Here is a 22,200-nt window from a genome sequence, read left to right on the forward strand (position 1 = left end):
CTCTCAATCTAGCTAATCCTTCTTATATTTACTATATGCAATTTAATATCACTTGTTCGTTATTCATGTCCCACAATAGATTGCTCTTTAACCCAATTAATGTAATTCAAACTAAAAATCACCCCTTTGCTCCAGGAATGGCAGCAACGGGGCGATTTTAAAGATTTTCTTTTAAAACTGACCTCTTCTTAAATTTGTTGATTCTTACATATAAGTTTGATGATAACTGATGCATAATCGAATACATATATTTAAATTCATTCGATTTACGATAAATTAGTACATAGCAAACATTCGGAACGATTATACAAATCAGCCCTCTAACAACTAGCAGAAAAATATTATTAACTGGTAATAAATTACAAATAAAATTTGTTACCACGTAAATACCTATACCTATAGTCAAGTAACTCAAGTAAATTAAAAAATATTCCTTTACAGGTTTACGAAAAACTTCCTTATATACAAAATATGGGGCTGTCCAAAAAGGTACAACGATAGTGCTTATTAATGTACCTATGAAAACACCTGTCATACCTATGTACTGTACTAGTATAATAGATAAAATTAGGTTTACTCCAGCTTCGAAAAAAGGCGCAAACCTGTCTTGATGAAAAATGCCAGAAGTAGTTTTTACCATTACAATAGAGCGTCTCATACCAGATATATAGAAATTCAACATAATAAATATAACTGCACTTTTACTTATCAGATAATCAGGCCCTAACCACAAAGTAATTAGCGGATCTAATGTAATATATAAAAATATTGTAAAAAAAGAATATATCCAAAAATTGAAAAAGAAGGTTATTTTAAATATACGATAAATGTTTTCTTCACTTTCTTTTGCCACTAAATTTCCAATGCTATGATTAATATTATCAAAAACTTGATTGATAAACGTTCTGCAAATCGTAATGAACATATAATAATTTGAATATAAGCCTACTGCAGCCACACTTACATAAGAAGCAATTATCAGATTGTCAGTGCCAAACACACAATATCCACCTATATTATGCAGAATTAAAGCTTTCACATTCTTAATAATACTTGTCTTGGTCTCAGTGTCTAATTGTGTCGTTACTTTGCTCTTAATAAATGGATACATTCTATCTACCATAATAGATAAAATCACTGACGTTAAAATCGTTATCAGAATATCAATGATGATATACATCAAATAATTATGAGTAATATACAATATTCCAATCTTAATGCTGGTAGCAACAATGGATGAGATTGAATATACCCCCGTTACAATATAACCTTTTTGACTGACATTCAAGAGAGAGATTTTATGTGAAAATAAATAACTCGATACTGTATTTAACAGAAAAATAAAAAAAATTAGATTTACATGCTCAATACTTGTATCTTGAACAAAATATTTAATAAAGGGCAGAACTGCAACTCCTAGAAGGAAAACAACGAGTGCGATGATCCGAAAAGCTTTTTTGTATAGATTCATCAATACATTAATTTTTTCTTGATCATTTTCTGCAATCGGTTTATACAGGCTGTATACTATACTTGAGCCAATTCCAGCTTCCGCTAGGGCAAGCATGCCTAATATATTCGTAAATAATCCATTAATTCCTAGATATTCAATCCCTAAAGCACTAATGAATACAGTTCTTGACAGAAAACTGAGCAATGTAATGATGAATTGACTGGCAATTCCGGTTGATACATTAATTAGCGAATTTTTTACTCTCATTTTGGCTCCTGTTTTACTGATTTCTGAATTCTCTTTTATGCACTTCTATTAAAATCGGTAATACTTTAAATTTAAGAGCCAAATAATAGATGTATTCTTTAATGGTATTGCACTGATAAGCAAAGCCTATTTCTTTGACACTATCTTGGAACATTTCATGCCTTACAAGCCTGCGCAATTCGACATCGATTTTTAGGTCAGAGCTGTTTTTTACATTCCGGATTAGCAATCTATAAATTGTTTTTATATAATAATTGGCCATGTCATTCCTGTAAGTTTTATCCGTAAGCAAACCGAACTTTTCAGAGAGCTGCTTTCTTAATCTGTGCTGTAAAATTAAACTGCTTTCCAATGCTGGTTTATAAGGTTGTCTCATTACACTATCCTGATTATTATCTGTGTAGTAATACAGGATATCGGATATCGCATACACGCGCTTCGATGTAAGGAGAACTTCCAAGTTAAATATGACATCTTCGCCGACAAAGACATTTTCATTGAATTTAATTTGATTTTTCTTTAAAAAACTTGTCTTGTAAAAGTACCTCCATGCATAGCATAAATCATTATTGGAATGGATATTTGATGCGCTTAGTACGAGTTCTCTTCCTTGCATTAGCTGATTTACCTTATACCCCGGTATAAATGAGAGATGACTTGGCGTTGTTTGGTAACCACTAATAACCGCATCACATTGATGCTGTTCGGCAGTCTTATAAAGGAGATGTAAATATTGCTTTGAAATTTCATCATCAGCATCGATAAATACAATGTATTTCCCAGTAGACACATCAATACCCGTATTTCTTGCACTACTGGGACCACCGTTTTCTTGATGAATAACCCTAATACGGGTGTCATTAGCTGCGTAGTACTCAGCAATTTCACCACATTTGTCAGGTGAACCGTCGTTCACAAGTATTAATTCGAAATTTGTATATATTTGGTTAAATATACATTCCATCAATCTGGGTAGACATTTCTCTGCGCGGTACATGGGTACGATTATGCTAACTATTTCACCCATTTGGCCACCTCAACTCGTTGTGATAATACATTTTATTTCTTTTAAATATTTCTTGTCTTGACTCTCTCCAACACCTTGCCCTGCTCCTGCTTCACATACATATTTATTTTCTATACTTATCTTCGTATTCGCTTTTCTTAGAAACCATTCATACTCGATATCCACATGGCCTATATCAATAGCTTGATATCCCTCTTTGAATAAATCATAGGCCATGATCGTTGCAGTGGGGCCAATTGCCAGCAATATTAATTTATGTTTCACGATCTTTTTGGTTTCAGCCATAATCTTGTCATATGCGGAATACGCATCCTCTTCAGGAACTAGAATTCTCTCGATCGAATTGGCTGTATCGAACAAATCGTTCCCTACACCTAACCTACTTTTCCTTCCTTCAACAATAACAATGTCTCTGTTTTTCCAGATTAATTTCATTTGAGCAAACCATCGATGACTATTCGACTTATTTTGGAATGGATAATAACATCTGGATATAAACGAATTGTAGTATACTTTTTTTTCGGACAGGAGCTTATACCATTGCAAGCGATACTTTGCTAAATGTCGTCGCCAGTAATTCCTGGGTTCATCATGATATTGTGTTAGATCTTCAAACACATCCGGTAAACATACTAGAAACCCAGGGTCTTCAACCTTTAAAATCTCTCTTAATCTTATTGCTAAGAGTTCATTTGAATTCTGGAACGTAATTCTGGTATTCATCATTAATTTAAATTCGCCATCTCCGTACCTACAAACAGAGGCTTTATTATTCAAGATTTCATCTAAGGTATGGTCGATGGTTTTAATTTTGGGAGAACTGAACAAAAGTCTAATGATGCTATCAATAACAATATTAGCTTGATGCTGAGCTTCATGTTTTAAATCAAACATCAAATTCCACACTACTGTTAAACGATCTTTTAACGTTCTTAGTATCATAAACTATTCACCCATCTTCCTCCGCTTATTATTACTGTCTCATGACCCATCCATACCGATGTGAAATAGAGTAAACTTCAGAGTATACTATATTTATTCATCATAGCCAAAGTCATTGTCTAATTCTTTTCTTATGATTTCGATTTGTTCCTGTGTTTTATTTGGCCAGTATGTGTCATACACCGGTTTAACCTTAAGATTTTCCCGATGCTTATCCAAGTAATCGGATGTCTTTCCGATAATTCGCGCAGGATTTCCAGCTACTATGCTGTTATCGGGAATATTCTTTGTTACTATGGACCCAGCAGCCACTATGACATCATTGCCGATTGTAACGTTGCATAAAACAACACTTCTAAATCCTATAAATACTCGGTCTCCAATTTTAACTTTCCCAATCTTTGTCTTACCAAAATATACTTTGGTACTTGCATCATGAGCCAGTATGGCACTATTGGTAATTGTTACATCATCACCAATCTCTACAAGCCAACAATGACCATAATCTATGTGGCTATTGAAGTAATTAAAATTTTTACCATGTTTTAATCCTCTTTCTCTTAATACCTCCAATTCTGTTTTTGGAAATAACTTGTTTCTAACCCGGACTTTTATTGAAGTTATAATTCTCTTTATCATCTCTTCACAACCTTAAGACCATTATAGGAATTCATCATTCGAATACAGAATCCTTGCGTAAATGGAAGTATATTAAATAACATCGAATATACGCCTATATCTTTAGTGTCTCCTTGAGAAAAGTCAACAGCACCATTTCTTCTTGTAACCTTCATCAAGTAATTGGTTGCTTTATTTGCGCTCTCTATACATAATTCCGAAATTTCATCGATTTGGGACGCATTTAGCATGAACCATCCTAGTGTAGCTGTTGTTGAAGAATCAGGCCTGCATTCTCCTCTGGTGACTGTCCAATTCCAATTACCTTGCTCTTGTTGGAACTGTACAGCGGCCGTTGCAAACTTTTTCACACTTTCTTCCAAGACGGGCTTATAACTATGATCATTTGGCAATTCAAGCCATGCATCGATAAGACCTATTGCATACCATCCAAGCCCTCTACCCCAACCATAAAGTCCTAATGGGACGTTGCGATCTACTTGATAGGCATGACTTGGTATATGATGTCCTTCCAACATGCCTTGCTCTTCATAAGCTTTTATTTGCTTAACCGCCAAATCTACACATTCATCTACTTGATATCGAATACCATAAGATACTAAGAACGGGCAAATAAACCCGATTGTGTCAACATACCGATAACCTTTCATAAACTTACGGTAAGCCACTGTACCATCGTGTCCGATATGTTCTTTGATCATAGCCCAGGTACTATCAAGAGCCAATCTATAGTTATCCGTTTCGATAAAGTCCAATTTCATTAATGCATAAGCTAATATGGCCGCATCTACATGATTAGGCATATGAAGCCACTGGCCCTGACTATCAAATTTCAAGCTTAAATACTTTCTAAGCTCGCGTTTCACATCTTTATCGTCATTATGTATCAAATATTCCGACAATCCTAATAAAAGCGATGCTTCTTGCCAATGTTGAATGGCACTTTTCGTGTAATTTCCTTTTAACATATCGATTACTACTAATCTTGTATGATCCGTCACTTTAATCTTTGGCGTTGTATTCAACCACTTCAGCCCTAATTTTGTGATCGATTTATTCCATATTTGTTTATCCTGATATCTTCCAATATGAATTCTACTGAGCCAATCCTTCCCAATAGGAACGACATCAATCGATATAATTATTGCAATTATACAAAGTAGTGCTAAACCTATTATTTGAATAATCATATGCTGTATCCCCTTTAATTAATTAAACATTTCATAAAGCTTATGAATCTCCGATTCCGTTCCTAATCGTTCATTAGATAATTGGTATGTAAAATGTTCACGCAAAGCCTCATTATTGATGAGTGACGCAATTCCTTCATATAAGGATTTTGAATTCATTTCCACAATCAAACCATTATCATGATTAGTTATTTGATCCTTAGCTGTGCTAAAGTTCGTTACCACAATAGGTTTATGTAGAATTTTCGCTTCATCTATAGCAATTGATTTCCCCTCAAATCGAGATGGCTGTACATATATATCTGCTTCTTTTATGTACGGGTAGGGATTTTCTTTAATGCCCAAGAGAACGAAAACTCCTTGCAATCCCTCCTCAACAATCTTTCTTTCTAACTTCCCTCGATCTTCTCCCTCGCCAATGATATACCATTTCACTACATATCCTGCACGGATAAGCATTTTGCATGATTCGATCGCCATTTCAAAGCCTTTTTGATAGTTTAATCTTCCGACTGAAACTAGTTTTATCTCAGCATCGCTCATATTTATCGATTCTTGCGATAATTTATGTATAGCTGCCGGTGACACGATATTGTGCATGACATCAACCTTATGGCTATACATCGGAAATCTATTTTTTAAAATATGACCGCACTCTTCCGATACGGTAACTACATGGTCAAGCTTATCGAAATAGGGTTGATCTAAGAAGGGATCCATCCCAAGTTTGTCATAGTCATTATGGATAAAACCTATTCTTTTAGCAGCATTCACTTTATCTATACAAAAATAAATCGGATTTTTTTCTAAATACCCGATGGCGATATCATATTTAGTATCTATGTTAGCCAGCGATTTCGCTATATATTTCCAAACCCGCTGCTCGCATCGAATTTTGTTTTTTTCAATTTTATAGATGGTACCGGCAAGTATCCTGAATAGAGCAATATGCAATCGCCTTTTCTTAAGGCAATCCATAATAGCCGTTTTAATAGACATATCATAATACTTATATTCAGCTGGTTCTTCCAACAAATTCACTTGCTGTGGAATTTTACTAAGAAATAGCCCTTCATGTTTAAGTAAAAATAAATCCACATCATACGCTGCGTAATCCATTGTTTCCAATAAGGAAATTAGTGCTTTTTCAGCTCCGCCACAGCTCAAATTGTTCATTACAAATAGCACTTTTTTCTTCATAGAATCACCTGTTTAGAAGTTCATATAATTTCTCGATTTCTTCTTCTGTTCCCAACTGTAATTTAGATAGATTGGATGATAACTTTGTTCTGAGATTGCTATCTTTAATCAACTTTTCAATTCCGTCTGCCATTGCGTTAGCATTCATATCTACGATGAGTCCATCTATTTCATCATTAACTTGATCCTTCGCCGTGCTAAAATTCGTGACTATAATTGGTTTATTCAATATCTTAGCCTCATCAATAGCAATAGATTTCCCTTCAAACCTTGAAGTTTGCGCATAAATATCTGCTTGCTTGATATAAGGATATGGGTTCGCTTTTAAACCTAGCAGCTTAAAGTTGTTTTCTAAATGATTCTCTTCAATTAATTTCATGAGTTGTCCTTTTTCTTCACCATCGCCTATAATATTCCAACTGATCTTATAGCCGCGGTCTACTAATATCTTGCAGGATTCAACTGCCATAGCAAAATTCTTTTGGTAATGTAATCTGCCTATGGATAAAATAATAATTTCATCCTCTTTTTTCTCATATACATCTAGATGATTTGGGCTTGCCATTTTCTGAATGATCGTCGGGGATACGATATTGTAAATGACTTCCACCTTTTCCTTTTGTTCAGGGAAGCGATTTTCGAGTATATGGGCACATTCCTCCGATACGGTCACTATATGATCCAACTTGTTAAAATAATCGTCATCGAACCGCGAATCCATTCCTAACTGATCGTAATCGATATGAACCCAACCAATTTTTCGATTCGCAGCATCCACTTTATCTACACAAAAATAAGTAGAAGTTTTTTCTAAGAATCCGATTGCAGCATCATACTTTTCCTGTAGGGGTTCAAACGATTTAGAGATGTATTTCCAGTTATACTGTTCTCTTTTGGATATGTTTCCTGCATTTCTATTCTTTAAAGAGAACATCAATCTATTATAGGCCAATCCCCCATTGCCTCTAAACAATAGCTCCTTTATAGAGTGAAACAAAGGCAGTGTAAATAAGTTATAGGTTTCAGGTAAAGGCAATAGGCGTACATCACTGGGAATAAATTCCATAAAAAGCCCTTCATGAGTTAATAAAAACAAATCTACATGATATGCGCTATAGTCGATTTTGTTTAATAAGGTTACTAAACTCTTTTCTCCCCCACCCGCTGTTAAGCTAGGCATAATAAAAAGTAATTTTTTCTTCATTTTATACCTCAATCTTATTGAACTAATTTGTCTAGATACTCTACGGCTTTATAGGACATTTGCTTAATTCCAGGAATCGATACTTGAAGCTTCTTCTTGATTTGCTCTTCTTCTCTCACCATCTCATCAAACTTACTTATTAACTTCAAACTGTTCGATATTTCGTCAATGCTTAAGACCAGCTTTTCTTCGCCGAAAATGTCCCTTGCTATCCCCTTCGACTTGACGCTATATCCTAGTACCATAGTTGGGACAAAGTTGGAGTATGCAGCTATCGTTGCATGTGTCCTGGCTCCAATAAAAAATCTCATTCTTGAAATATATCCCTTATACTGAATCGCGTTCAAATCACTAGGTAAAAGGATCACACGACCACTAGGTTGAAATTCTTCGTAATACTTTTGAAGAACTTCATAGTCATTATTTCCACCTTCTATAACATGAGGGGTAAGGGCTATGGTCATGTCTGTCGTCTTCAAAATATGAGTGATAAGGTCTCTTACTGCCGATTGAGAATTTGTGTTTTTCTTCCATACCAAAGGGCTGAAATTAAGACCAACGGTGTTCCCGGCCTGCCAACCACTGGGCAACTCTAACTCTTCCTTTTCCATTGTAAATGCAGCATCCGCGCATAATTCAACGTTCCTTAAACCTTTGCTTCTCAGCATATGATACGTCAGCGTTTCTCGCGCAAGAATCAAATCAAACAATTTGAGATCTTCCAATTTGCGTTCTGACATATCTTCTTGACCAATGGAACAGCCCCATAAGACCAGCTTCTTTCCCTGAGCCTTCACCCTCTTGTTGATTTCGTACCATCCAGGTTGTTCACCGTAACAATAGTTATCACCACCAATGGAGAGGCATACATCCATATCCGGGATATGTTTAACGATATTGTTATGAATCTTACCCAGGGCATAAGATTCGTCTTTAAACAGCTTTACCTTAATAAAGGAAAGAAACCAATCATAGGAATACCTCTTAATGCCACGGGCAGATCCATCATAGATCCCATCTAATTTGGAGATAATCCGATCCGTCTCTGGTTTTCCCGATGCTAGAAACACCTGCACACCATTCATTTTTTCTTTAATCAGATTGGTTGAGGAACGTACGATAGCTTCGCATCCCCTATTTAGACTACCATCATGAGCAAACATCATAATCTTCATCTTCTAAACTCCTTCAATACGATTTATTTCTTAATCTGCTATATGTCGCACCACAATAGAGGCCTATTATTGACTTCCTGCTAATCATGTCAGCAATAAACTTCTCATATCTGCCTAGATTTCCGTAAACTTCATTATAAAAAAAAGGCAATGCTTCCCTAACATGGGGATTAGCGATCATCTGGCTAACATATCTCAATCTTTGGCTGAAACTTAACTCATTAGATGATTTCAAGTAAACATAGGCATAGGCCATCACGCTATTTATTAGTCTAATCGACCTTAGCTGTTTGATCTTAATTGGATCTATGTAGCTGATTCCCCAATCTGAAATTTCCATCGTATACACTTCTAATGCTCTTTTAAAATAGTCTTTTTCTAAAATATTTCTTGTTGCACTTCCGGCTACTTCCCGATAGTGATAGCCTGTATAATCGATATATATTGCACTTAAAGCATGTCTAAAAAATTGAATATTGAACAGTCCATCTTCACCTAATGCAACCTTTTCTGGAAATCTTAGATCGTAATCATGAATGACTTTACGTTGATAAAGCTTGTTGCATGCGGTATTTAAATGATCTGCCTTCAAGAAATAGGTTAAAATCTCACGCTCTATGTATTCCCTCGCCAACATGGTTTGAAGAGGAAATGGATATTTCGTAATTACCTTTTGACCCTCAATCTCGCTTTCGAAATTCGAAATGACGACATCACAATTGCCCTCAAGTGCAACGTTATACAAGGTCGCATACATATCTGTTTCTATATAATCATCTGCATCAACAAAGCCAATAAATTCTCCAACCGCTGCCTGCAGTCCAGCATTCCGAGCCATACTCACGCCTTTATTCTCTTGGTGAATAAGTTTAATTCTAGGATCATTTTTTGAATAATCCTCAATGATTTGCCCACTCTGATCTATGGAACCGTCATTAACAAATATAAACTCACAAGCTTCTAAGGTTTGACTTGTAAGTGACTCCAAACAAGGGATTAAATATTTCTCCGCATTATACACGGGTATTATCACACTTACCTTTATATTCACGTGTATATCACTCCATAAAGCTTATCTAATTCATAACTGTTGCTAAATTCCTTGCTGATATTATGGTTACTTATATCATTTCTTAGCTCATGTTTTCTAAATAATCTCTCAATGCCACCAGCAATTCCATCTACACTAAGCTCACAAATGATCCCATCATAACCATCCTCCACCTGACTCTTTGCGGTAGAATAATTCGTGATTAAAATAGGCTTACCTAAGATTTTCGCTTCGGTTACCGTAACAGCCTTGCCTTCATACCTAGATGGCTGTACATATAAGTCACAAGCTTTTATATAAGGATATGGGTTTGTTTTCTTCCCCAATAGAATGAATTGATCGTCTAAACCATTCATTGCGATCAACTCTTTTATAGCAGCTTCATCTCCGCCGTAACCAACAATGTACCAAGCGATATCTTTATAACCTTTATCTTTTAGAATCCTTAATGCCTTTACAGCATTATCGATGCCTTTCGCATGGGATAATCTGGCTACTGTCATTATTTTAAACCTTTCATCATTCACCATTGGGATAGCTGCTTCTTTATCGGCCATATTCCTAATAAAATCTGGTGATGTAATGTTTTCTATAACGACAACTTTGCTTTCTAATTCCCTATATTTTGCTAAAAAAGAGTCCTTGCATGCATCCGAGACAGCTATGATATGATCAAACTTTCTCCACATTTCCAGGTCCAACTTCACATTGGTTTCCACATTGGAATAATCCGTATGTATCCAAGCTATTTTTTTCTTTGCCTTAATCTTCTCGGCTATAAAATAATGAGGCCATAAATAGCTAATGGCTGCGTCATACTCTTTCTCAACTTTTGGTAAATAGGGAAGCGCATATTTCCACATCAATTGCATTTGGTAATATCCTGGCTCCGCAACTTGCCTTACTCGCCCAAGAATATCCGCATGCACTTTTGATAAAATCCTGGTAAATCCAATCGTATATTGTCTATCCTGAAGGGTCTTGGCGATTGATTTTCTAAATGTACTATATTGGGGAATTTCGCCTAATAAGTTGGCTTTTTGGCTGATGAGGTTCATAAAATCACCTTGATGTTTATATAACATGAGATCAATGGCATATTGCTTATAATCGAAGTGATCAAGCATACTAACCAGACTTCTCTCTACGCCACCAACTTCCATGTCAAAGGAAGCAATCAATATGTTCTTCATTGAATCCCCCTAAGCCCTTCCCTTAATCTTGCAATATTATGTCCGCCAATAATCCTTGCCAGGAGCAACTTCATTCGCCCCTTCCACCTCGCCTTTAGCGGCAACCAGCTCTTATAAAAGTGATGCATCGCATACGTGTTTTCCGTGATGAATTTCCTGCAGTTAATATAATCATAAGGAGAGAAATATGTCTGCGGATAAAAGGTTCCAACACCCTCTATGTCTTGATAGCTACCATTGGGAGTAACCCCCCAATCGCCTAATATCTTCGTTATCATCGCTACATTCGTTAGCGAATCAAAAGTTCCATCCGCAAGGATGAAGCTCTTGGTATGATAAGAATCCATAAATACTTGGATCAGCTTATTCTCTTTCGCGGCTCCGATCGTACTTGTTGCGATGTAGTTCTCTTGCTCGAACCCCCAGAATGACTCATGATGCAGCAGGTCATCAAAGGATTTGAATACTTCCACATCGGTGTCTAAATAAATACCACCATAGTGATAGAGCGCGTACACTCTCGCATAATCGCTGACGAACGCAAATTTGCCTGCTTCGTACGCCTCTATTACATATAAATTACTGCTGATGTCAAAGTTGTTTTCATTCCACTCTATGAATTGATAGCCAGTTAGTTGGTTACGCCAGCTTGCTATACATCGCTTAACGATGTCTGGCTTTTCTTTCCCGCCAAACCAGCAATAGTGAATGATCTTAGGAATTGTCATTTCTTGTTCTCCTCGTTAACATTTTCTTTATAAAGAACAACAAGTGAAGTTAGCAGAATATATCTTGGGCCTACATCCATTTTAGTTCTTTATAGAGAACATGTCAACATGCGTCTTCTCTATACATCAAGTTGCAACAGAATCTAAGTATGAGACAGAGGGTTTATTCATTTCTTGAATCTGATTTCCTAATAAGCTGGCAAACAATCCTTCTTTTTCACCAGCTAATTGGGCAAATCCGCCATTTTGTATTATCTTTCCTTTATCCAACACAATGACTTGATCAGCATTACGTATGGTCGATAAACGATGAGCGATGACGATAATCGTCAATTTCCCTCTTAATCGAGCCAGTGCCTCCTGAATCTTCCCCTCATTCTCTGTGTCTAAGCTGCTAGTCGCTTCATCTAAAACAAGAATAGTAGGATTTCGTAAAATGGCCCGCGCCAGCACAATCCGTTGACGTTCACCACCTGAGAGCCTAACTCCCCTATCCCCGAGAATCGTATCTAATCCCATTGGCAGTGCTCTTACAAATTCAGCTGCCGCTGCAAATTCAAGCGCCTCCCACAGTTGTTCCTCCCTTGCGTTTGGTTCAATCAATAATAGGTTTTCTCTTATGTTTCCGTTGAAGAGTACCGGATCCTGAGGAACATAACCAATTGCTCTCCTCAAAGACAATAATTTTTCACTAGTTAATGGAACATCATCGATCAGCAATTGCCCGCTATTGGGTTGAAGTAGTCCCATTAAGATATCTATTAGGGTGCTTTTACCGGCACCAGATCGACCAACAATGGCTGTTAATTGCTTGGAACGCACATGCAGATTGATTTCCTCAAGAGCAAAGACCTGTTCTTTCTCGTTATATCGGAAATACACGTTTCGACATTCAAGATCTTTTTTGATAAGAATTGGTTTTACTTCGTCATAAGCATAATTTCTATCTTTTATTTCTTTAGCTTCCATACTAGCTTGTTGTAATTCCATTAGTGCTTTAAAGGCTGGCATGGACGCAGATATCTGCTCTAAATTGGATTGAATGCCTGTAAATCGCGGCCAAAGTCTAGAAAAAATGAGAATGACCAACAATAGTTGTTCTCCTTGATTATGAAACAGCATGACGGATAAGTAAATGAAACCTACAATAAAGAAAGAGGACGAAATCTTGTAATAAAGCTGAGAGCTCGTTTTCAATTTGGCGTGTTCATACCTTTCTTTCCCCATCATTTGGGATAAGGTATCCATCCAAGTAATACGAGACTCCTCTAACATATTGCTCTTAATATCTTTAATTCCATTAAAATGGTCTGTAATACCACCCATATAGGCCCGCGATAGTTCTGACGTTTGATTTCCCAAAGCTCTTGACCTTTTGATTAAAGCACGAGAGAAGAATGCAATAACCAAACCACAACTTAAAACAAAGAGTGTCATTTTGGGTGACAACATAAAGGCTATACCCAACTGAATCATGGTAAAAACTAAGGATGTAAGAAACTGTAGAAAGATATAGGTTCCACTCGCGACACGTCCCAGTTCATCTGTGAATGAGTTTAAGAGATCTGACTTTCTTCTTTTGATAAAAAAGCTCCAGTTGGCAAGTAATAATGCACGATACGTCTCTGATCTTACATAATTAATAAATCCGGTATGGATTCTCGTATCACGAAGATATAGATTCCGTTGTATGACGGCTTGACCGAGTATCAGTACAAGGTATCCCCCTAGGATAAGAAGCAGGGCTAACGACTGTGGAAGCTCTTTTAGAAAATCAAATATCCCAAAGAAAGAGTTCATTCCAGCGTTCATGTTTAGAATTCCACTTACATTCAACAAAGGAATTAATAATATAATTCCTACACTGTCTAGTAAGCTGATCATCATCATGCCTAGTAGGTTGATATATAGAATTCTTCCAGCGTAGTTATGCATTTGTTTTGTAAAATATAGTAGATGATTCATTACGCCCCTCCCTGCAGTAAGCGATGTTTCTTGCTTTTTCTCCAAGCCCATAGGAGAGGTCTTAGCGGAAAATACAAAACATGCAATTGTTTGGGCAACCTTATCATTTCAGTGTCTTCAGGATAGGGATACAAGAAACTTAAGACAAATAATATTTTAGTCTTCATTGACATCAGTGAAAATAAATGACGTGCATGGTACTTAGCAACACCATCAGGAACTGGACTAGTGTGTAAGTTTACCATCTGATACATATAAAAAAGTGCATCTTTAGCTAAGTAATATGCACGTTTATTCAGAGTCAACAATTTCATTTCTTCCGTCAAAGGCGTACGTAAAATCTGTGAAGCCAAAATAAGTGCTTGCGCACCAATATGCATACAATTATTTTCCTTTAGTAGATGTAAAAGATTCGGTAAATTGAGATTTTGTTTGATGACTTGATCAATATCAGATAACCAACGAAGTCGTGACCATCCATGCCGAGCGCCATGGCAAACGAGGAATAAGAATAAATCTTCTCTTCCTAAATAGTAGACAGGACTTCCACTACTCTTATTAGCTCTCTTCCTTTCCCACAATTCCTCAAATCTAGGTTCTTTCCCTGGACCTGGACCTAATCTCCAATGGACTTCGATGGTAACCTTTTTCTCAGGATGAAAGAAGGTAATATGATGATGTCTCCATTTCCAATCATTCAATATCATTGATGGATACTCTATTTTGACATAACCCTGTCGCACGAATAGTTCTTCTGCTGGTTCTAACTCCTGTAAAGGGATAAGGATGTCTAAATCTCGGGAGGTTCGCAGTGAAATGTCTCCATACAGATCTTCGGCGAGTACCGGACCCTTCAGGAGCAGCATAGGGATGTTAGAATCGGAGAGTAAACTCGATATATGTTGCATTTCTGCGCTTAATTGAAGCATTTGAAATGTATTTACTTGATAATCATTTTGCAGAGTCCGAATAATATGGGGGGGTACCCATGTATAATCAGCTCTATTTAACTCTCTATAAACTATAGGATAAACCCGATGATGTGCAGACAGATTCAGGAACAGATCCCAATTGATATCAGTAATCCCTCTCGACTGATTGCTTCCCTCAATGTTCGATTGTATAACTGAAAGTAATAAAGTTAACTCTTTAGGAAAGTGCGATACATCCAACTGGAAATCGTTATCCATTCATATCCCCTTCGTTTCCCTTAGTCCTATATATTTGGCGAATTTCCCTACTACTGCGAATTTCTGCATTTCTTCAGCCCCTGTAATGTAGCAGTTACCGCTTCGAAGCCAGGCGTGAGCAATCATTTTCCCTGAATCATCCCTTGCGGTTCCTAAATAAAGAGTGCTTTCAATTCTACGCCTTTCCAGCATCTTAGACGCTGCTATTGCTCTAACGAGACATTTACTTTCCCAAAACGTATAAGGACTGATGAGCCTAATAGCATCATGAACCTTAACAAGTTCGGATCTCAAATGATGGTGCTGTTCACTCTTTGTTTCCTCCATATGAGTTCCTAAATAAGGCGCAATCTTAGCGAATGGTACTAAAATAAGAATGCGAGCCCAGCCCAAATAAAAAAAAGCCTCCACAAACAAAAGAACGGTTTTAGCTTCTAAAGAGAATAAGACCTTTAATTTATGAAGGATCACCATTAACCTCACCGACTTCAATCAATCCTTCCCTCGATAACATTTCAATAAAAGTGATGACTTGTTGTTCACACTCATTTCGCTCTACCGCATATTCAGATGTTAAAGTCTCTACCACCTTTTCCACTTGGGTTGGCCCCTCAATCAGTTCCCATATTCGTCCACCAATAGCACCTAAATTGTAGTACTTTCCATTTTGGACGCTTAGCATCACCTTTTCAGCACCCATATTACTTACAATATTTCCTTTACCTTGTACCACAATATCATGTTGAGAGATTGATTGTACTTGTGTCATAATTTACGCCTCCACATTTAAAGTTTGCAATACAGTTTCTACTAATTGAGTAGCTGAAAAACCAAACGCGGGTCTGCTTAGTTGGAACATTTGAATGTGATGCACAATACTCGCTGAAGTACTGAAATGCCAATCCATTAGTCCCAACCGCGGAACAATGAAATTACGATACGTATGACGATAAAGCGTATAAAATCTTTCCATTTTCTCAATTGGACGTAATTCTACTTCCTTACAGTCACATTTCACTAGCTCAAACACACCTGCAAGAGGTAATGGTTCAGAAAAGAATTGCGCGGCGACTGGCACACAAAACTTAGTTTCTCTACCGTAAATGGAACGATACTGACTCGTTTCCCTGCCAAACTCTATTAAGCTTTCCTGCCATAGCTTCTGTTGAGGATAGGCCGGGGTGACAATAGGCGCATTATCTTCTTTGGAAAGTTTAACAGCAATCACATCATCTGATAGAAGATGATAGCCTCTATCAAGGAAGGCTGAAGCGAGGGTTGATTTACCAGCGCCTGAATCTCCAACTATAGCATATGCCTTACCATGAATAGCTACTGCACTTCCATGCAAAGGAAAGATCTGCCTCTGCATTAAAATAGCACCCATACAAGACCCAAGAATCCAGACTTTGGCCATATCATCGTCATAATCATTCATTGGTGAAACCGTAATTTTTTTCCCTTCTTCAATGCAAAAAGTTGCTAAATTGGGGATTTGAAACAATATTAAATTTTCTTTGATGGTAAATTCGTCTGGATTAACTGAAAGCTCAGACCACATCTTGGATAAATCTCCATAAGTTATAACAACATCAATAGATTCTACCTTGTTATCCATATGTGTTAATTCTGGAAGAGAGATTTCGCTAACAATGGACAATCCGAAAGCTTTATAAACCACTTTTTTCTCAACGGTTAACATTCTTTTCACTCCATTTTCATGATTGAGTTAAAAGCCCTTATGCTTTAATAAACAATAAGGGCTTTTAACCTTCATACATATTTACGAGGTTCTCTATGTATGAATATTATTTCAATTCGTAAATCTTCTTCAGCCCTTATGTAATTAACCTAGCTAGCGATTAGTGGGTGACCATTACCATCCGTAGGAATTTGACCATTTTGAGTGAAATTTCCATCGAAGTGATTACCAGTGGTACTAGCCATTGTCATCTTCACATCAAGCACTTCTAATTCAGGTGTTTGCCATTCTTTTTTCATGTTATCACCTCCCTTCAAGCTATTTTTTTCAAGTAACGGTATAGAATTATACTGCGCATTAGTATTCTATAATCTAGATCTGTGTAATATTCAGGACGAGCTCCCTCATTAACTTTTATTAAAGCTGAACGAATCACTTCACTATCTAGATATTCCATTAATCTTTCATCAGAATTTAGTTGCTTGGCTTCTTCTACAAACTGTTTCCAGTTTGGAACCATGCGATGAACCCAATCAGCTGCTTGAATTCCCCAAATACGTTGATTTAACCTGATTTTGTCGGGCAGGAATTTTTCAGTAGATCTGCGGATAAGAGCACGATCTAAACCATTTTGGACATATTGATCTTCTGGTACAGATAAACAAAAACGAACAACACGCAGATCGTTGGTTGGGTCCCGTTTCCATAGTGAATGCCGTAAAGATAGTTTAGAATCAAGTGTATTCCCAGAGTTCCAAGGGAGAATATCCTCAAATAATGCTCTCTTTTGTTCATACAAGTTAGGTGAAGCAAACCAACCTGTTTGATCAATACCGTGCGCTCTCAGTTTTTCATAAACTTTAGTACGTTGAGCAAATTGTGAATTGATTACTACAGGATGCCTTTGAGGCACCCCTTGAGGAAAAAATTGATTAAGAATTGGAAAACCTATTCTTGCAATATCTGGCAACCTACGTAATCTGGATCCCCCAGCGTTTCTACTATATTGATTCAATTCTTGGAGAAGTCGAACCCATTTAAGTTTTTTCAGGAGGACAGCATAATAATCGGGTGCTGATCCCCAAGATATTGTGAAATTTCCTCTGTCGCCATTAAGTAATACCCCTAGGCCCTGATCATGAGCCTTTTCAAACATTCCCTTTAGCCAGAATGAGTTCTCGAAAAATTTATATGGCATCTCCATCACATCAAGCATATCATCGATTTCTGAATAGGAACTTTTCCCATCGAAATCGCAATAATGGTCTGAGATACCCCCAATATGCTGCACAGTTTTTTGGATAAATGGCCTTTCATCAGGCATTCCTTGTTTAGGGGTAAAATCCACAAAATCATGAGGTGGGATATAACTAAATGTATGAAATGGTTTATTTTGTTCTCTCATTGCTTTTACAGCGAAACTAACAACCGAGCCCGAATCCAACCCCCCACTTAACTGAGAACCGACATGATGACGTGTGCGCAACCTTGCGGTTACTGCCTTTTGAAAAACATCTTGAAATGCTTCCACATATTCTTCATTAGACTTTAGCTTTAAACGCTCACCCGAAGAAAAAGTACCATACCTTGATATCTTAATTTCATTTTTGTTAATAGTGATTGAATGAAATGGTGGTATTTGTTCTATCTCCCTATAAGGAGTCATTCGAGCATCTACCGTATCTATCATTCCAGTTATCGCCAAAAATTCAGCTACATACTGCTCATTTAGTTGTCTTTCAATGTATGGTAATGAAAGTAAAGGCTCGATTATTGTACAGAAAGCAAATCGAGAATGACTTCGGTAGTAATAAAGAGTTCGATAACCTGAAGGGTCTCTAACCCCAAAAAGCTGTTGCTTTCTCTCATTCCAAATCATAAAGGCGAAATCCCCCACCAAATACTTAGGACATTCTTCCCCCCATTTGTCGTAAGCAAGCAGTATCAGCTCGCTGTCAGACATTTCTTTTCTCCGGCTATGCTCCACTTGCAAGAATTGAAACAATTCATCACGATTATCAATGATCGCGTCAGCTGTAATAGCTAACTGTCTTTCAGAATCATAGTATGGATTTCGTTCACCGACCGATTCGGGTGTAATCCACTGTGCATGACAGCCTAGGAAAACTTGCCCCTGCTGCCATGTCTGAACATCATCTGAAGGATACTTTGCAAATCCTTGCATCAATCTATGGCCATGTTCAGCATTCACTGGCTCTTGATCTAGGTGAAAGATTCCGGCTATTGCACTCATTCGTTTCCTCCACATTTCTATATGATAAAAGAGAATCGCTCTCTTTCATCGTTCTCATTAAAGAACGTTTCTATGCATAGATTTACTTCTATTGGCTCACATGACCATGTAAGCATTTCATTTACATTCTCTAAAATCGTTCTTTATCGAGAACAACCTCAGAATATCATCTTCTATCATCACTGTCAACAACTTCCTACATCTTTTTGATCTTATGCGAAAACCTCATATTTCCTACGCTATACGTGAAATTAACGAGCGCTGCCCAAGTATGCGCAAGCGAATCAAAATCGAAAAATTCATAATAGACCCAATTTATATATTGCATGTATGTCTTGTAATTTCGATCTCTAATTGCGTTGTATTGCCACCAAAGGTTGATACCTTTTTTAATGGGCAGCTCTTTAATGCCTGCTAGATGTGGAAAGTGGTGGTAAACAATGGCTAGTGTCCTGACGGTCCTTCTCAAGGTTTTGTGGGCAGCAGCGTCCTTCTGTAAACGGATGTAATCAATTTTGTCCTGCAGGATATGGATCATCTGGATGATATCCAAAAAATATTTAAGAGAACACAAATTATGCCTCCAACCATGCAGACAAATCATATAAAACGTATGGTAATCCGATAATTCCTTGATATACCGATAGGATTCCATAGGAGTTGCTTGCTCCCAAAACTCGTCTATATTTAAATCAGATGTTTTTTCCTTTAGCAAATCCCAGTGAAGCTCAATGGTCAGAGGAATAGTGCTGTTAGGTATTTCTTTACTGAAGCTCCAATGGAAATGGGAAGGGATCCGTTCCTGCTCTATATACCCCAAAGATTTCACACAATGAATAGCTCTTTCCAGTTCAAAAGGATGCACTAAAAGATCAATATCGGACGTACACCTAGCTCCTAAGTGTCCAAAATACTTTTCAGCAAAGAAAGTGCCTTTAAGGGGGATTGTCTGAATTCCCGCTTCTTCAAGTTTTTCTAATGCTAATTTCGTTTGACTTCGGATAAACATATTTTGATATAAGGCACCATTATATTTTTGTTTTAACCGTTCCTGAAAAAACGACGGCACTTGCACCAATTGTCCCCGCTGCTTTAATAACCAATAAATCTGCGGTGATATATCAAAAAACTCAATATCCTCGAGTGTTTTCTCAAAAAACTCTATTTCCTGGGGTATGTGGACTCTTGAATCATATAACGCTTGTATCAAAGTGATGATCAACGAGCTCTCCCCTTTTCTGAGACCCTTTCCGATTTAAACTGCGATACAATCCATTCTCCAGCAGTAAATCGCTATGGTGTCCGGTTTGAACAATTTTTCCTTTGTCCATGACAATGATTACATCAGCATTTTGAACAGTCGATAATCGATGTGCGATGACAAGCGTTGTACGGCCTACCATTAATTTATGCAGGGCTTCTTTTACTTGATGTTCTGTCTCATTGTCCAAGGCGGAGGTAGCCTCATCCAGCAGGAGGATCGGAGCATTTTTTAACACCGCACGGGCAATAGCCATACGTTGTTTTTGTCCACCGGACAGCTTTATCCCTCTTTCCCCAATTTCAGTGTCATAGCCATGAGGAAGAGAAATGATGTAAGGATGGATGTTGGCAATTGTTGCAGCCTGCATCATCTCCGCATCCGTAATGCCCTCTCGCGCTAATAAGAGGTTTTCCCTTATCGTACCGCCAAATAGAAAGGTATCTTGAGAAACATGGGCAAATAAACTCCTTAATTCGGAAGGTGAGAATGCTTCACTAGAACGATCATCAATGAAAATCCTACCTAATTGCGGTTTGTGAAATGCTAAGAGCAGATTAAATAATGTCGTTTTCCCTGCCCCGCTCAAACCGACTATGGCAACGACCTTTCCGGCCGGGATCTGCAAATTTAAATGATTGAAAATGTTGGTATGTCCATCATAGCTAAATGTGATGTCCTGAAACTGAATAGACTTCATCAATGGCTTAGATTGGACGGCTAACGGTAAATCAGTTGATTCGGTTGGCTGCTCCAAGATCTTGAATATTCTTTCCATAGCTGAAGATGATCTTTGAAAGCCTGCCCATTGTCCTGCGAGCTCTGTCAACGGATAAACCAAATGGTTAACTAGGTTAACAAAAATTAGCAAGGAACCTACGGATATTAAACCTAATGAGACGTAATACGAACCCATGCAGAGGCTTACAAGAAATGTTATCGTAGATACAGCGTGCCCCCCTACATAGAACCATCCACGCAGCTTTGCATTGCTTAACTCTAGGGTATAGAGTTCTTGATTTTTACTAACATATTTCGCGAAAATCGATTTTTCCATGGTAAAAGATCGAATGACTTGCAATCCATGAAATGTCTCATTTAGCAGGGTACTAATATTTCCCATCAGGCTATGAACTAATCTGCCGTTGTTACGGAGTAATAAACCGAAGATAACACTAAATAGCATAGCAATCGGAGCGACTAGTACGCATATAAGCGCTAATTTCCCACTAATCTGCATCAAATATATCAAAACAGCCAGATAGATAAAGGGAAGTCTTATAAGATCAATTAGGCTTCTGCCAATAACACCGTTAATGCTATGAATATCATTGGTAAAATGAGACATCAGCTCACCGGATTGGTGCTTGGATATATCCTTTCCAGATAAAAGCATTATGTGTTTAAATAAGTGTGCGGAAAAATCCCTCTTCACAGCATTTGTTGCAATGGTTTCAAAAATGGTATTCAGATAAGTCGAAGAAATGCTGAGAATAACAAAGCTAATTCCTATTGGGATTAACCACTTCATGCGTGCAAAATTACTTTGAATAGCAGCGTCCGTCAGGTTTCCAAAGAACCATGAATAGGCCAACGTTAAGGTGATATCAACGAATAACAAGGAAAAGAGAATGGCATACGTCTTCCAATGCCGCAGCATATATGGAGTCAGTAAGGTGTAGGTTTTCTGAACGTCCTTGAAAGTTATGTATTCCTTTACGGCAAATAGGTACCTTCGTATTATTCCTGTCATAGGTCG

Annotated in this window: 20 protein-coding genes; all 20 read right to left on the reverse strand. The window is 37.4% G+C overall.

Features of this window, described 5'->3' with window-relative positions; genetic code table 11:
* Window positions 1–157: 157 nt before the first annotated feature.
* Complete coding sequence (locus AC58U0_RS00150) at window positions 158–1,720, reverse strand: lipopolysaccharide biosynthesis protein (protein ID WP_497376997.1); 1,563 nt, start codon at window positions 1,718–1,720, stop codon at window positions 158–160.
* Between the two features lie 13 nt (window positions 1,721–1,733).
* A complete protein-coding gene (locus tag AC58U0_RS00155; RefSeq protein ID WP_497376998.1) occupies window positions 1,734–2,747 on the reverse strand; it encodes a glycosyltransferase in 1,014 nt (337 codons plus the stop codon).
* Between the two features lie 9 nt (window positions 2,748–2,756).
* The gene (locus AC58U0_RS00160; protein ID WP_497376999.1) at window positions 2,757–3,689 is read right to left on the reverse strand and encodes an SP_1767 family glycosyltransferase; all 933 of its coding nucleotides are present in this window, start codon (window positions 3,687–3,689) and stop codon (window positions 2,757–2,759) included.
* A gap of 93 nt (window positions 3,690–3,782) precedes the next feature.
* Entirely contained in the window at window positions 3,783–4,328 is a 546-nt protein-coding gene (locus tag AC58U0_RS00165) for an acyltransferase (RefSeq protein WP_497377000.1), read from the reverse strand.
* Window positions 4,325–5,518 carry a glycoside hydrolase family 88 protein gene (locus AC58U0_RS00170; RefSeq protein ID WP_497377001.1) on the reverse strand — a complete coding sequence of 398 codons (1,194 nt, stop codon included), beginning with the start codon at window positions 5,516–5,518 and terminating at the stop codon, window positions 4,325–4,327. The genes AC58U0_RS00165 and AC58U0_RS00170 overlap by 4 nt, the downstream gene beginning before the upstream one ends.
* Window positions 5,519–5,536: 18 nt before the next feature.
* Window positions 5,537–6,718, reverse strand: a complete 1,182-nt coding sequence (locus AC58U0_RS00175; protein WP_497377002.1) for a glycosyltransferase — start codon at window positions 6,716–6,718, stop codon at window positions 5,537–5,539.
* A gap of 4 nt (window positions 6,719–6,722) precedes the next feature.
* Window positions 6,723–7,922, reverse strand: coding sequence for a glycosyltransferase (locus AC58U0_RS00180; RefSeq protein WP_497377003.1), 1,200 nt, complete (start codon window positions 7,920–7,922; stop codon window positions 6,723–6,725).
* A gap of 14 nt (window positions 7,923–7,936) precedes the next feature.
* Window positions 7,937–9,097, reverse strand: coding sequence for a polysaccharide pyruvyl transferase family protein (locus tag AC58U0_RS00185; protein WP_497377004.1), 1,161 nt, complete (start codon window positions 9,095–9,097; stop codon window positions 7,937–7,939).
* Window positions 9,098–9,110: 13 nt separating this feature from the next.
* A complete protein-coding gene (locus AC58U0_RS00190; RefSeq protein WP_497377005.1) occupies window positions 9,111–10,148 on the reverse strand; it encodes a glycosyltransferase in 1,038 nt (345 codons plus the stop codon).
* Window positions 10,145–11,341: a glycosyltransferase gene (locus tag AC58U0_RS00195; protein WP_497377006.1), complete on the reverse strand. Its 1,197-nt coding sequence runs from the start codon at window positions 11,339–11,341 to the stop codon at window positions 10,145–10,147. The genes AC58U0_RS00190 and AC58U0_RS00195 overlap by 4 nt, the downstream gene beginning before the upstream one ends.
* On the reverse strand, window positions 11,338–12,069 hold the full coding sequence (locus tag AC58U0_RS00200; RefSeq protein ID WP_497377007.1) for a glycosyltransferase family 32 protein: 732 nt from the start codon (window positions 12,067–12,069) through the stop codon (window positions 11,338–11,340). The genes AC58U0_RS00195 and AC58U0_RS00200 overlap by 4 nt, the downstream gene beginning before the upstream one ends.
* Before the next feature lie 126 nt (window positions 12,070–12,195).
* Entirely contained in the window at window positions 12,196–14,034 is a 1,839-nt protein-coding gene (locus tag AC58U0_RS00205; protein ID WP_497377008.1) for an ABC transporter ATP-binding protein, read from the reverse strand.
* Window positions 14,034–15,224, reverse strand: coding sequence for a nucleotidyltransferase domain-containing protein (locus tag AC58U0_RS00210; protein ID WP_497377009.1), 1,191 nt, complete (start codon window positions 15,222–15,224; stop codon window positions 14,034–14,036). Before AC58U0_RS00210 ends, AC58U0_RS00205 begins: the two co-directional genes overlap by 1 nt.
* Window positions 15,225–15,698 carry a lasso peptide biosynthesis B2 protein gene (locus tag AC58U0_RS00215; protein WP_497377010.1) on the reverse strand — a complete coding sequence of 158 codons (474 nt, stop codon included), beginning with the start codon at window positions 15,696–15,698 and terminating at the stop codon, window positions 15,225–15,227.
* On the reverse strand, window positions 15,682–15,993 hold the full coding sequence (locus AC58U0_RS00220) for a lasso peptide biosynthesis PqqD family chaperone (protein WP_497377011.1): 312 nt from the start codon (window positions 15,991–15,993) through the stop codon (window positions 15,682–15,684). Before AC58U0_RS00220 ends, AC58U0_RS00215 begins: the two co-directional genes overlap by 17 nt.
* A 3-nt stretch (window positions 15,994–15,996) precedes the next feature.
* Complete coding sequence (locus AC58U0_RS00225) at window positions 15,997–16,926, reverse strand: HPr kinase/phosphorylase (protein WP_497377012.1); 930 nt, start codon at window positions 16,924–16,926, stop codon at window positions 15,997–15,999.
* 149 nt (window positions 16,927–17,075) lie between these two features.
* Window positions 17,076–17,225: a paeninodin family lasso peptide gene (locus AC58U0_RS00230; RefSeq protein ID WP_497377013.1), complete on the reverse strand. Its 150-nt coding sequence runs from the start codon at window positions 17,223–17,225 to the stop codon at window positions 17,076–17,078.
* 14 nt (window positions 17,226–17,239) lie between these two features.
* Entirely contained in the window at window positions 17,240–19,180 is a 1,941-nt protein-coding gene (locus tag AC58U0_RS00235) for an asparagine synthase-related protein (RefSeq protein ID WP_497377014.1), read from the reverse strand.
* 196 nt (window positions 19,181–19,376) lie between these two features.
* Window positions 19,377–20,402 carry a nucleotidyltransferase domain-containing protein gene (locus AC58U0_RS00240; RefSeq protein WP_497377015.1) on the reverse strand — a complete coding sequence of 342 codons (1,026 nt, stop codon included), beginning with the start codon at window positions 20,400–20,402 and terminating at the stop codon, window positions 19,377–19,379.
* On the reverse strand, window positions 20,371–22,194 hold the full coding sequence (locus tag AC58U0_RS00245; protein WP_497377016.1) for an ABC transporter ATP-binding protein: 1,824 nt from the start codon (window positions 22,192–22,194) through the stop codon (window positions 20,371–20,373). Before AC58U0_RS00245 ends, AC58U0_RS00240 begins: the two co-directional genes overlap by 32 nt.
* Window positions 22,195–22,200 lie beyond the last annotated feature (6 nt).

The organism is Paenibacillus sp. J31P190 (assembly GCF_059692075.1).

What these genes read in the sequence shown, in the direction of transcription:
- AC58U0_RS00170 (WP_497377001.1), bottom strand. Translation starts at nt 5,518, where the DNA reads ATGATTATTCAAATAATAGGTTTAGCACTACTTTGTATAATTGCAATA.
- AC58U0_RS00210 (WP_497377009.1), bottom strand. Translation starts at nt 15,224, where the DNA reads ATGGATAACGATTTCCAGTTGGATGTATCGCACTTTCCTAAAGAGTTA.
- AC58U0_RS00205 (WP_497377008.1), bottom strand. Translation starts at nt 14,034, where the DNA reads ATGAATCATCTACTATATTTTACAAAACAAATGCATAACTACGCTGGA.
- AC58U0_RS00235 (WP_497377014.1), bottom strand. Translation starts at nt 19,180, where the DNA reads ATGAGTGCAATAGCCGGAATCTTTCACCTAGATCAAGAGCCAGTGAAT.
- AC58U0_RS00225 (WP_497377012.1), bottom strand. Translation starts at nt 16,926, where the DNA reads ATGTTAACCGTTGAGAAAAAAGTGGTTTATAAAGCTTTCGGATTGTCC.
- AC58U0_RS00150 (WP_497376997.1), bottom strand. Translation starts at nt 1,720, where the DNA reads ATGAGAGTAAAAAATTCGCTAATTAATGTATCAACCGGAATTGCCAGT.
- AC58U0_RS00165 (WP_497377000.1), bottom strand. Translation starts at nt 4,328, where the DNA reads ATGATAAAGAGAATTATAACTTCAATAAAAGTCCGGGTTAGAAACAAG.
- AC58U0_RS00155 (WP_497376998.1), bottom strand. Translation starts at nt 2,747, where the DNA reads ATGGGTGAAATAGTTAGCATAATCGTACCCATGTACCGCGCAGAGAAA.
- AC58U0_RS00185 (WP_497377004.1), bottom strand. Translation starts at nt 9,097, where the DNA reads ATGAAGATTATGATGTTTGCTCATGATGGTAGTCTAAATAGGGGATGC.
- AC58U0_RS00220 (WP_497377011.1), bottom strand. Translation starts at nt 15,993, where the DNA reads ATGACACAAGTACAATCAATCTCTCAACATGATATTGTGGTACAAGGT.
- AC58U0_RS00230 (WP_497377013.1), bottom strand. Translation starts at nt 17,225, where the DNA reads ATGAAAAAAGAATGGCAAACACCTGAATTAGAAGTGCTTGATGTGAAG.
- AC58U0_RS00200 (WP_497377007.1), bottom strand. Translation starts at nt 12,069, where the DNA reads ATGACAATTCCTAAGATCATTCACTATTGCTGGTTTGGCGGGAAAGAA.
- AC58U0_RS00245 (WP_497377016.1), bottom strand. Translation starts at nt 22,194, where the DNA reads ATGACAGGAATAATACGAAGGTACCTATTTGCCGTAAAGGAATACATA.
- AC58U0_RS00195 (WP_497377006.1), bottom strand. Translation starts at nt 11,341, where the DNA reads ATGAAGAACATATTGATTGCTTCCTTTGACATGGAAGTTGGTGGCGTA.
- AC58U0_RS00175 (WP_497377002.1), bottom strand. Translation starts at nt 6,718, where the DNA reads ATGAAGAAAAAAGTGCTATTTGTAATGAACAATTTGAGCTGTGGCGGA.
- AC58U0_RS00180 (WP_497377003.1), bottom strand. Translation starts at nt 7,922, where the DNA reads ATGAAGAAAAAATTACTTTTTATTATGCCTAGCTTAACAGCGGGTGGG.
- AC58U0_RS00160 (WP_497376999.1), bottom strand. Translation starts at nt 3,689, where the DNA reads ATGATACTAAGAACGTTAAAAGATCGTTTAACAGTAGTGTGGAATTTG.
- AC58U0_RS00215 (WP_497377010.1), bottom strand. Translation starts at nt 15,698, where the DNA reads ATGGTGATCCTTCATAAATTAAAGGTCTTATTCTCTTTAGAAGCTAAA.